The sequence below is a fragment of the Streptomyces sp. NBC_01116 genome (assembly GCF_041435495.1).
In the GTDB taxonomy this organism is placed as follows: Bacteria; Actinomycetota; Actinomycetes; order Streptomycetales; family Streptomycetaceae; genus Streptomyces.
The window spans coordinates 2,581,929-2,594,074 of record NZ_CP108644.1 but is presented as its reverse complement, the minus strand read 5'-3'; the positions used below and the strand labels follow the sequence as shown (position 1 = coordinate 2,594,074).

At 70.5% G+C, this 12,146-nt stretch carries 8 protein-coding genes; all 8 read left to right on the top strand.

What is annotated here, in order from left to right:
• Positions 1-30: 30 nt before the first annotated feature.
• The 8 genes from rplU (at position 31) to proB (ending at position 12,103) form a co-directional block, all read left to right on the top strand.
• Positions 31-351: a 50S ribosomal protein L21 gene (gene rplU / locus OG245_RS11330; RefSeq protein WP_003969204.1), complete on the top strand. Its 321-nt coding sequence runs from the start codon at positions 31-33 to the stop codon at positions 349-351.
• A 14-nt stretch (positions 352-365) separates the two neighbouring features.
• Positions 366-623, top strand: a complete 258-nt coding sequence (rpmA, locus tag OG245_RS11325; protein ID WP_026291105.1) for a 50S ribosomal protein L27 — start codon at positions 366-368, stop codon at positions 621-623.
• Positions 624-768: 145 nt separating this feature from the next.
• Positions 769-2,205, top strand: coding sequence for a GTPase ObgE (obgE, locus tag OG245_RS11320; protein WP_371623395.1), 1,437 nt, complete (start codon positions 769-771; stop codon positions 2,203-2,205).
• A 343-nt stretch (positions 2,206-2,548) separates the two neighbouring features.
• A complete protein-coding gene (locus OG245_RS11315) occupies positions 2,549-4,048 on the top strand; it encodes an SDR family NAD(P)-dependent oxidoreductase (RefSeq protein ID WP_371623394.1) in 1,500 nt (499 codons plus the stop codon).
• A gap of 225 nt (positions 4,049-4,273) precedes the next feature.
• Positions 4,274-6,379 carry a hypothetical protein gene (locus OG245_RS11310; protein ID WP_371627861.1) on the top strand — a complete coding sequence of 702 codons (2,106 nt, stop codon included), beginning with the start codon at positions 4,274-4,276 and terminating at the stop codon, positions 6,377-6,379.
• A gap of 196 nt (positions 6,380-6,575) precedes the next feature.
• Positions 6,576-7,814 (top strand): glycosyltransferase family 2 protein, encoded by a 1,239-nt coding sequence (locus tag OG245_RS11305; protein ID WP_371623393.1) that lies wholly within the window; start codon positions 6,576-6,578, stop codon positions 7,812-7,814.
• A gap of 194 nt (positions 7,815-8,008) precedes the next feature.
• Positions 8,009-10,777 (top strand): CDP-glycerol glycerophosphotransferase family protein, encoded by a 2,769-nt coding sequence (locus OG245_RS11300; protein ID WP_371623392.1) that lies wholly within the window; start codon positions 8,009-8,011, stop codon positions 10,775-10,777.
• 171 nt (positions 10,778-10,948) lie between these two features.
• Entirely contained in the window at positions 10,949-12,103 is a 1,155-nt protein-coding gene (gene proB, locus OG245_RS11295; protein ID WP_371623391.1) for a glutamate 5-kinase, read from the top strand.
• Positions 12,104-12,146: the final 43 nt, after the last annotated feature.

Sequence of the window (12,146 nt, the reverse complement as noted above, 5' to 3'; positions counted from 1 at the left end):
GGATCCGTTCCGAGCGAGAGAGAGATCCGCGTGTACGCCATCGTGCGCAGCGGTGGTCGCCAGCACAAGGTAGCTGTCGGCGACATCGTTGAGGTTGACAAGATTTCCACTGCCAAGGTTGGCGACACGGTCGAGCTCTCGACCCTGCTCGTTGTCGACGGTGACGCCGTCACCAGCGACCCGTGGGTGCTGGACGGCATCAAGGTCACGGCCGAGATCGTGGACCACCACAAGGGCGCGAAGATCGACATCCTTCGCTACAAGAACAAGACCGGCTACCGCCGTCGCCAGGGTCACCGCCAGCAGTACACGGCGATCAAGGTCACCGGTATCCCCGCGGCTGCGAAGTAAGGGACTGAGAACACATGGCACACAAGAAGGGCGCATCTTCCACTCGGAACGGGCGCGATTCCAATGCTCAGCGGCTCGGCGTGAAGCGCTTCGGCGGTCAGGCCGTCAACGCCGGTGAGATCCTGGTCCGCCAGCGCGGCACCCACTTCCACCCGGGCACGGGCGTCGGCCGTGGCGGCGACGACACGCTGTTCGCGCTGGCCGCCGGTGCGGTGGAGTTCGGTACGCACCGTGGCCGCAAGGTCGTGAACATCGTTCCGCTCGCCGTCTGATCCTTCTCAGCGCGCGCAGAACGACACACAGCACCTTCCGAGGGCGGATCTCAGCTTTCCCGGCGAACGGGGAAGCGGGTCCGCCCTCGGCGTGTTACGACAGAGACAATTCCGTATTTTCCTGCTGTACCTGGAGGCACCAACCATGACCACCTTCGTGGACCGCGTCGAGCTGCATGCCGCCGCGGGTAACGGAGGCCACGGCTGCGCCTCCGTCCACCGTGAGAAGTTCAAGCCGCTGGGAGGCCCCGACGGGGGCAACGGCGGACGCGGCGGCGATGTGATCCTCGTCGTCGAGCAGTCCGTGACCACGCTGCTGGACTACCACCACAGCCCCCACCGCAAGGCCACCAACGGCCAGCCCGGCGCCGGCGACAACCGCTCCGGCAAGGACGGCCAGGACATGGTCCTGCCGGTCCCCGACGGCACCGTGGTGCTCGACAAGGCCGGGAACGTGCTCGCCGACCTCGTCGGCCAGGGCACCACCTTCGTGGCCGGTCAGGGCGGCCGCGGCGGCCTCGGCAACGCGGCGCTGGCCTCGGCCCGCCGCAAGGCCCCGGGCTTCGCGCTGCTCGGTGAGCCGGGGGAGAGCCGGGACATCGTCCTGGAGCTCAAGACCGTCGCCGACGTGGCCCTCGTGGGCTACCCGAGCGCGGGCAAGTCCTCGCTGATCTCGGTGCTCTCCGCGGCCAAGCCGAAGATCGCGGACTACCCGTTCACCACCCTCGTGCCGAACCTCGGCGTCGTCACCGCCGGCTCGACCGTCTACACCATCGCGGACGTCCCCGGGCTCATCCCCGGCGCCAGCCAGGGCAAGGGCCTCGGCCTGGAGTTCCTGCGGCACGTCGAGCGCTGCTCGGTGCTCGTGCACGTCCTGGACACCGCGACCCTGGAGTCCGACCGCGACCCCGTCTCCGACCTCGACATGATCGAGGAGGAGCTGCGGCTCTACGGCGGCCTGGAGAACCGGCCCCGCATCGTCGCCCTCAACAAGGTCGACATCCCGGACGGCCAGGACCTCGCCGACATGATCCGCCCCGACCTGGAGGCCCGCGGCTACCGCGTCTTCGAGGTCTCCGCGATCGCGCACAAGGGTCTCAAGGAGCTCTCCTTCGCGCTCGCCGGGATCATCGCCGAGGCGCGCGCCACCAAGCCGAAGGAGGAGGCGACCCGCATCGTCATCCGCCCCAAGGCCGTCGACGACGCGGGCTTCACGGTCACCGCCGAGGGCGAGGACCTCTACCGGGTGCGCGGCGAGAAGCCCGAGCGCTGGGTCCGCCAGACCGACTTCAACAACGACGAGGCCGTCGGCTACCTCGCCGACCGGCTCAACCGCCTCGGCGTCGAGGCCGCCCTGATGAAGGCGGGCGCCCGGGCCGGCGACGGCGTCGCGATCGGCCCCGAGGAGAACGCGGTCGTCTTCGACTGGGAGCCGACCGTGACCGCCGGCGCCGAGATGCTCGGCCGCCGCGGCGAGGACCACCGCCTGGAGGAGCCGCGCCCCGCCGCGCAGCGCCGCCGGGACCGTGACGCCGAGCGCGACGACGCGGAGAAGGAGTACGACGAGTTCGACCCCTTCTAGAGGGCGCCCCCGAGCGGCTCCCCCGGAGGCCGCCCCTCGGGGAGCCCCCGGTCATGGCCGACGGCCCGTCTCTCCGGAGGCGGGCCGTCCGGTAGCCTCGGGGCCGGGCGTCGGCGGTTTTCGCCGGTCACGCCGGGTACACGCGCCGCGGATGTGCGGATTGAGCAACACATCTGTGGAGTCGGTCACCCCGCGCGACCGCCCCGAAGCGCCCAACCTCCCTGGCCAGAGGGTGAACTGCGGGTATCCGCAGGACGATCGGCGGACGACGTCCACCTTGCGAGACGGTCACGGAGAGTGCGAACATCACACTGTTCCCTCGTCATAGCAAGGTAGGTCGTCTGTGTCTGTGCCGCATGAAGCCAAGCCCCGGACCACAGCGGTCGTGCTCGCCGGTGGGACCGGCCAGCGCGTGGGCCTGTCGATCCCCAAGCAGTTGCTGAAGATCGCCGGCAAGGCCGTCATCGAGCACACGCTGACCATCTTCGAGAACGCCGAGGGCATCGACGACGTCATCGTGCTGATGGCGCCCGGTTTCGTGCCCGATGTCGAGAAGATCGTCGCGAAGGCCGGACTGACCAAGGTCACCCGGATCATCGAGGGCGGCAGCACCCGCAACGAGACCACCGAGCGTGCCATCGCGGCGCTCGGCGAGGGCCTCGCCGAGGGCGAGGACCGCAACGTCCTCTTCCATGACGCGGTGCGCCCCCTGCTGTCACAGCGCGTGATCACGGACTGCGTCGACGCGCTCGACCGCTACCAGGCCGTCGACGTCGCCATCCCGTCCGCGGACACGATCATCGTGACCCGCACGCACGGCGAGGACGGCGAGTTCATCACCGAGGTACCCGACCGCTCCCGGCTGCGCCGCGGCCAGACGCCGCAGGCCTTCAAACTCTCCACGATCCGCAGGGCGTACGCGGTCGCGGCGGGCGACCCCAACTTCCAGGCCACCGACGACTGTTCGGTGGTCCTCAAGTACCTCCCCGACGTGCCGATCTACGTGGTCGCGGGCGACGAGTACAACATGAAGGTGACCCAGCCGGTCGACGTCTTCATCACCGACAAGCTCTTCCAGCTGGCCTCCACCGCGGCCCCGCGCCAGGCCGACGAGGCCGCCTACCGGGAGCTCCTCACGGGCAAGACCCTCGTGGTCTTCGGCGGTTCGTACGGCATCGGCGCCGACATCGCCTCCCTGGCGGAGAGCTACGGCGCGAAGGTCTACGCGCTGGGCCGCTCCACCACCGGGACGCACGTGGAGAACCCGGAGCACATCGACGACGCGCTCTCCAAGGCGTACGGCGAGACCGGGCGTGTCGACTACGTCATCAACACCGCGGGCGTGCTGCGGATCGGCAAGCTGGCCGAGACCGACAACACGACGATCCAGGAAGCCCTGAGCGTCAACTACCTGGCGCCCGTCCAGATCGCCCGCGCCTCGTACAAGTACCTCGCCGAGACGCAGGGCCAGTTGCTGCTCTACACCTCCAGCAGCTACACCCGGGGCCGCGCCGAGTACAGCCTCTACTCCTCCACCAAGGCCGCCATGGTCAACCTCACCCAGGCGCTCGCCGACGAGTGGGCGGGCGAGGGCATCCGGGTCAACTGCGTGAACCCGGAGCGCACCGCGACCCCGATGCGCACCAAGGCGTTCGGCCAGGAGCCGGAGGGCTCGCTGCTCTCCTCCGAGGCCGTGGCCCGCACCTCGCTGGACGTGCTGCTCTCCGCCCTGACCGGTCACGTCATCGACGTACGGCAGCAGGACCCGACGGCGGGAGCCGCCGAGTCCTCGGGCTTCGAGCAGGCCCTGGCCTCCGTGCTGGACCGTCAAGCAGATGTGTAATAATTCTTGACAAATGTGTTTTCCCGGGCCTCTGTTGTCGCTTCGTGCGATAGCAGAGGCCCGAATGCGTGAAGCCTCCCCTTCACATTTCCGCCAATACGTGAATCAACCGGCACCCCCTGGAGCAGGTTCTTCGTGATCTCGACAGCCATTCGCCTGGCCCGTGTGGGCAGCAGGTCGGAACTGGCGGCAGCGTTGTTGATGGGGCTGGGATATCCCTGCGTCATGCTCGCCGCGCTCATTCCCCATATCTGGTTCTTCGCGGCGGCCACCGCTGTCACGTATGCCGCCGACTGGTATCTGCACCAGAAGGGGAGTTATCTGGTCAACCGCCTGGGCAAGGTGCGCGCCGGGCTGTCGATCCGCTTCCTGCTGCGGCAGTTGATGGTCATCCTGCTGCTGGCCCGTCTGGATCTCGCCGAGTCGCCGCTGTTCTACTCGGCGGTGGCCTGCTTCCTGCTCTTCTACGGGCTCCAGGCGCCGCACGGCGCCCTGACGACCCTGATCCGGCTCCGCCGCACCATGCCGGTCGTCACCCGCAACGTGGACCTGCACGCGGTCCGTATCCCCGACGCCCCGCCCGGCGCGCTGCTGCGGCGCTCCGCCGAGAAGATGCTGCACCTCGACATCCCGGCCGTGCTGGGCATCCTGATCGCCGCGGGCACCGGTGAGGACGCCATCGGTTACGCGGGCATCGGCCTGACGCTGCTGCTGGCCCTGCTCTACCTCGGGATGCTCGTCCCGTACGTGCGCCGCGGCCGGCTGGCGCCTCCGGCCCCCGTCGTGCTCAAGGCCGTCGACAGCTGGCTGCGCGACTACCAGCCGACCGTGGTGCTCTACTTCTCCGGCTCCAACGAATCCGCCTACCAGGGCAACATGTGGCTGGAGACGATGGCCCGGATCGAGGGCCGACCGCTGATCATCATGCGGGAGCGCGGCCTGGTCCCGCAGCTGGCCGAGACCTCCGTCCCGGTCATCTGCGTCCCGGCGGGCACCCACCTGATGAACCTGGACCTCTCGACCGTCCGGGTCTGCCTGTATCCCGCCAACGTCGGCAAGAACATCCACATCCTGCGGGTCCCGACGATGAAGCACGTCTTCATCGGTCACGGCGACAGCGACAAGCTCGCCAGCGTCAACCCGTACTCCAAGGTCTACGACGAGGTCTGGACCGCGGGCCGGGCCGGCCGCGACCGTTACGCGCTGGCCGACGTGGGCGTCCTCGACCAGGACATCGTCGAGGTAGGGCGTCCGCAGCTGGAGCCCATCAGGAGCTGGACGGGCGCCGTCAAGAACCCCATCCCGACCGTGCTGTACGCGCCCACCTGGGAGGGCTGGGACGACAACCCGGGCAACACCTCCCTGCTGCTGGCGGGCGAGAACATCGTGCGCCGGCTGCTGAAGGCCGCCGACCCGGTGCGGATCATCTACAAGCCGCACCCCTTCACGGGCATCCGCAGCGGCAAGGCCACGGCCGTCAACATCCGGATCCTGGCCATGCTGGAGCAGGCCGCGGCCCAGCGGGCCGCCGAGCCCCGCTGGGCGAAGGAGGCGTCGTCCGCCGCCGCCGGGCAGAGCGCCGCCAAGGCCGAGCTGGCCCGGATCGAGGCGCGGCTCGCGCAGCTGGCGGCCACCGGCCGCTCGGGCGGCGACGACGCGGAGGAGTCGCGGCTCTCGCTCGCCGACCCGGACCGCGAGGCGGAGACCGCCCGGCTGCGGGCCGAGTGGAACGACGCCTACTGGCGCTCCTTCGGCTGGTGGGAGCACCGTACGGTGACGGGCGCGCAGCCCAAGCTGTACGACTGCTTCAACGAGTCCGACGCCATGGTCTCGGACATCTCCAGCGTGGTCTCCGACTTCATCGCGAGCGGCAAGCCGTACGCGGTGACCGACTCCGCGGCGCTCGGGGCCGAGGAGTTCAAGCGGCAGAACACCGCGGTACGCGCCGCGGTCATCCTGTCCAACGGCGCCGAGGAGCTCGACGCGCTGCTGGCCGCGGTGGCCGACCCGGCGGCGGACACGCTGGCGGACGCCCGCCGCGAGCTGAAGACCTACCTCCTGGGGCCGGACGAGCCGACCTCCATGGAGCAGTTCAACGCCGCCGTACGGGCGCTCGCCGCCAAGGCGGAGGCCCGCAACCTGGGCGTCGCCCAGCGGCTCGGCGACCAGGCCGTGGCGGTGCCGGACGAGGAGGCCGCCACCAGCGGCGTCGGAACCGGCGATCCGCAGGCGGTGGCCGAGGCCGACGCCGCGGCGGACCCGGACGCACCGGAGGCGGACGCGGCGGAGGCGGACGCCGCCCTCGCCGAGGGTTCCTCGTCCGTGCGCTGAGTGACGAACCGCCGGACGGGCCGCGTACCGCCGAGCGCCGCACATCTGATCGAACTGGCTGAAAAGCAGGCAACCCCGATCACGACCCGTACGTCTCTCCTGAGGGAGGGATGTACGGGTCGTTCGGCATGCGGATGCACAAAGGGTGCAGAGTCGGGCAATCTGCCTTCTTTCGTGATCAAATCGACAGGTGCACATGGCCGACATGCCCAGGAAGAACGACGAGCCCGATGTCAGTGTGATCATCGGAGCTTATGACGCGATGCCCTACCTGGTCCGGTGCCTGGAGTCCGTCGAGGCGCAGACCATCGGCGCGGACCGCATGGAGATCGTCGCGATCGACGACGGCTCCACCGACGGCACCGGCGCCTGCCTGGAGGAGTTCGCCGCCCGGACCGCGATTCCCATGAGAGTCGTCCGGCAGGAGAATTCCGGCGGACCCAGCGGCCCCCGCAATCGGGGGCTCGGTCTCGCCCGCGGCCGGTACGTCTTCTTTCTCGACGCGGACGACTACTTCGGCGAGGAAGCCCTGGAACGCATGGTCGCCATGGGTGACCGGGCGGGCACGGACGTGGTGCTCGGGAAGATCGTCGGCGTCAATCGCGGTGCCGCGAAATCGATGTGGAAAGAGACCGTCGAGCACGCCGACCTGTACGCGTCCAACGTCAAATTCACGTTGAGCGCGCAGAAGCTGTTCCGGCGCGACCTCCTCGTACGGCTCGGCATGACCTTCGACGAGAAGCTCCGGACGGGCGAGGACGCCCTGTTCACGATGGAGGCGTACATCCGCGGCAACGGGATCTCCGTCGTCGCCGACTACACCTGCTACTACCTGGTGGGCCGCGAGGACCGCAACCAGATGACCAAGAAGGGCGGCTACAGACGCCGCTTCGACTCGGCCCGCGCCCTCATGGGGCTCATCGCCGAGCACGTGCCCCCGGGCCCCCGGCGCGACGTCCTGATGGTGCGGCCCTTCGTCATCACGCTGCTGCCCCAGTTCGGCCCCGGACTGGTGAAGCAGAAGGCCGAGGTCCGCGAGCGGAAGATGGCGCTCGCCGCACCCCTGATGAGGGCGTACTGGACGCCGGAGCTCGGCCGCAACCTCAAGGTGAACGAACGGCTCCGCCTGATGTGCCTCGCCGAGGGCCGGCTCGACCTGCTCCTGGACCTCGGGGCCTTCCTGCGCGACAAGAAGGAGCCCGAGCTCGTCCGCCGGGGGAGCCCGCCCCGCCTCCACCTCGCCTACCCGCACTTCGGCGAGAGCTCCGTGCTCCCCGACCGGGCCTTCGAGGTGACCGTCACCGAATGGGTCGGCGGACGGCGGATCGAGGCGCCGCAGGGCAGGTCCCGTCTCTCCCTCGCCAGGCGCGTGGTCCGCAAGGCCCGCCGGACGGTGCTCAGCGCCCTGCGCACCCCCCGCGCCCACCGCGTCTGACCGACGCCCGGAGGAGGTCCGGAGAAGGCCCGGGCCTCCGTCCGCCCATCCCGGCGGCGACCGGGGCGGGTTCGTCTGTGAGAGGTGTCACGTCATACTGTGGGGCAACCATGAGACCGTTGGAGACGTCTCATTAACGCCCCGTCCTCCTGGGGTTCATCATCTGCACGTCCCCCCGGAAAGGCCCTCCACCCGTGGCGTCCCTCGAAGCGATCCCCGACGAGCTCAGCCGGCTCATGAAGTACTTCCCGGAGACTCCGGTCGAGGAGCGCCCCGAATTCCACCGAGCGGCCAAGGACTTCCTGGCCCGGGCCGCACCCAAGGTCGTGCGGCAGTTCTCCCCGATGGCCCGGGTCAAGTGGCACCTGGCCGCCAACGGCCGCGGTGACGAGCTGGTGGACCTGCTGCACTACGAGCGCGAGAACCCGGGAGCCTTCTCCGTCCGCGGCCTGCGGCGCGCCCGCATCGAGCTCCCCGGCGTCGAGAGCTCCTCGCTCCCCTCCTCGGTGCGCAACTTCAACCGCAGCGAACTCCCCGTACGCGGCAAGCTCCTGGACCTCGGCTGGGAGGACGGCAAGCTCCTCGTCAAGGGCTACGCCTACATCCCCAACGTCTCCTCGGCCACCGGCAAGCGCTCGCTGCGCGTCGCCGTGCTCCGCCGCCAGGGCAGCCGCTCCACCCTCCCGCTGCGGATGCGCACCGTCCTGGAACCCCGCGCCACCGCCGAGGCCAAGGGCGCCCTGCACAACTACGACTGGTCCGGCTTCGAGATCGGCATCGACCCGTCCAGGCTGCGCGTACGCGGCCAGTGGCAGCCCGGCACCTGGCGCCTGGGCATCGGCATCCCGCGCCCCGGCGGCATGTCCGTGGGCAGCATCACCAAGAACAACTCGGGCGCGTCCGGCCACAGCTACACCCGGGTCCTGGACGACGGTGTCCGCCTCGTCGCCGGCTTCGACCGCAACCGGCTCAAGCTCTCCGTGGACGTCGTCCCCGCCGAGATCATCGCCCAGGAAGCCGACGGCGAGACCCTCACCGTCACCCTGCGCTCCCGCGTCACCACCCCCGCGGGCAAGTACCCCACCGCCCTGCGCATCGACCACGAGCCGAGCGGCTTCGCCACCGACCTCCCGCTCCAGCAGGGCGGGACCGGCGCCGACGGCTGGCTCCGCCACACCGCCCGCCTCGACCTCGCGGACCTCCCCGTCACCGGCGTACGCCCCGGCAAGGCCGTCAAGTACCGGGCGCTGATCGTCTTCGCCGACGGCACCACCCGCCGAGCCACGGGCGGCGCGAAGCCCTTCACCGGAGTCCACCCGCTGCCCGAGGGACGCGAGCTCGCGATCCTCACCGACGGCGCGGGGAACTTCACCCCGCAGGTCCGCACGGTCCAGCCCCTCGTCGACAGCGTCGAGTGGACCACCGGGGGCGAGCTGGTGCTGTCCGGCGTCTACGCCGGCCCCGCCGAGCAGATGAAGATGGTCCTGCGCCACACCGGCCGCAACGAGGACCGCCCGCTGCCCGTCGAGTTCGCCGACGGCCGCTTCACCGCCCGCCTGCGCCCGGACACCATGCCCACCTACGAGGGCACGGTGCCGCTGCGCGCCGGCCGCTGGATGCCGCGCCTGCGCCTGCGCACCGAGTGGGACCACACCCGCGACCTCCCCGTCACGATCCGCCCCGACCTCGTGGACACGCTGCCGCTGGCCCACCGGGGCGAGCACCGCACGTACACCGTCGAGCGGCTCGACTTCGACCGGATCTTCGTGGAGTCCGGGCCGGTCCTCGACCTGGAGCTGCGCGGCGCCTACCGCCAGCGGCTGATGCGCGACGTCTACACCCCCGAGCAGCGCAAGCTGCCGCTGCGCGAGGCCGTGCTCTACAACAGCTTCGGCGGCAAGCAGTTCTCCGACTCGCCCCGCGCGGTCTACGAGGAGCTCAAGCGCCGCGGCACCGAGGTCGAGCACATCGCGATGGTCCACGACCAGCAGGTCGTCCTGCCGCCCGGCGTCCGCGGCGTCGAGTGGGGCAGCAAGGAGTGGTACGAGGCGCTGGCCCGCAGCCGGTACGTCGTCACCAACGGCGGCATCCGCGAGTGGTTCGTCCGCCGTGAGGGACAGGTCGTCGTCCAGACCTGGCACGGCACCCCGCTCAAGCGCATCGGCGCCGACCTCCTCGGCACCCCCAAGGCGAACCTGGCCTACATCGCGAGCCTCCCGCAGCGCTCGCGCCAGTACAGCCTGTTCATCACGCCGAACTCCTTCACCACCCCGATCATGACCAACTCCTTCCGCCTCCAGTGCGAGGTCCTGGAAGCGGGCTACCCGCGCAACGACGTCTTCCACGCCCCCGACCGCGTCAAGCGCGCCGCGGCCGTACGGGAGAAGCTCGGCATCCCCGCGGGCAAGAAGGTCGTCCTGTACGCGCCCACCTGGCGCGACGACCAGCGCTACGGCGGCCGACGCTTCAAGCTGGACAACCAGATCGACGTCGAGGCCGCCAAGCGCGAGCTCGGCGAGGACCACGTGCTGCTCTACCGCAAGCACCACAAGGTCCTCGACTCCATCCCCGGCGCCGGACAGGGCTTCGTCTACGACGTCACGTACTACCCGGACATCGCCGACCTCTACCTGATCGCCGACGTGCTGATCACGGACTACTCCTCGGTGCTGTTCGACTTCGCGCACTCCGGGCGGCCGATGCTCTTCTTCACGTACGACCTGGAGCACTACCGCGACACCCTGCGCGGCTTCTACTTCGACTTCACCTCCCGCGCCCCCGGGCCGCTGATCAAGACCTCCGAGGACCTGGTCTCCGCGATCCGGAACATCGACGCGGTCAGCGAGGAGTACAAGGAGAAGTACGCCCAGTTCCGGGTCGACTTCTGCGAGCCCTCCGACGGCCGCGCCGCCGCCCGCGTCGTGGACCGGATGCTCGCCGTCAAGGACGAGCAGCAGGGCTGAGCCCACCGCGGCCGCCCCCGCCGCCCGCCCGCATCCCGCTCACCGGCGCCCCCCGGCGTCCACCGAGCGGAACGGGCAGGCGGCGGGGGCGGCCGCTCGCGTACTGTGCTGTGCCGGGGCGGCACGATCGCCCCGCGTCGGACACCGGGGCGATCCAGAGCGGGGAAGCACGTGGCAGAGCAGAGGCCGTCGGGCCGCGAGCAGGCGGTGACCGGCGCCCGCAGGGTCGTCGTCAAGGTCGGCTCCTCCTCGCTCACCACGGCGTCCGGCGGCCTCGACGCCGACCGGGTCGACGCCCTCGTCGACGTCCTGGCCAAGGTCAGGGACGGCGGCGAACGCGAGGTCGTCCTCGTCTCCAGCGGAGCCATCGCCGCCGGACTCGCGCCGCTCGGCCTCGTCCGCAGGCCCAAGGACCTGGCCCGCCAGCAGGCCGCCGCCAGCGTCGGCCAGGGCCTCCTCGTGGCCCGCTACACCGCCTCGTTCGCGCGCTACGGCGTCCGCGTCGGACAGGTGCTCCTCACCGCCGACGACACCAGCCGCCGCGGCCACTACCGCAACGCCTACAGCACCCTGGACAAGCTCCTGGAGATGGGCGCCGTCCCCGTCGTCAACGAGAACGACACCGTCGCCACGGACGAGATCCGCTTCGGCGACAACGACCGGCTCGCCGCCCTCGTCGCCCACCTCGTCCACGCCGACCTGCTCGTCCTCCTCTCCGACGTCGACGGCCTCCACGACGGACCGCCCGGCACCCCCGGCGCCTCCCGGATCGCCGAGGTCACCGGCCCCGAGGACCTGACGGGCGTCACCATCGGCAGCGCCGGGAAGGCGGGCGTGGGCACCGGCGGCATGGTCACCAAGGTCGAGGCCGCCCGCATCGCCACCGCCGCCGGCGTTCCCGTCGTCCTCACCTCCGCCAGCCGGGCCGCCGACGCGCTGGCGGGCCGCGACACCGGCACGTACTTCCACCCCACCGGACGCCGCTCCGCCGACCGGCTCCTGTGGCTGGCCCACGCCTCCACCCCGCAGGGCGCGCTCACCCTCGACGACGGCGCCGTACGGGCCGTGGTGGAGCGGCGCACCTCCCTGCTGCCCGCCGGAATCTCCGCCGTCGAGGGCGAGTTCAGCGCCGGCGACCCGGTCGAGCTGCGCGACCCGCACGGAACCCCGGTCGCCCGCGGGCTCGTCAACTTCGACGCGAAGGAGATCCCCCAACTGCTCGGCCGCTCCACCCGGGACCTCGCCCGCGAGCTGGGGCCCGCCTACGAACGCGAGGTCGTACACAGGGACGATCTGGTCCTCCTCGCACCGCGCCTCACTCCCTGAAACGGCTGAAAGTCCCGCCATCCAGCGGGGACCTTCCCCAAAA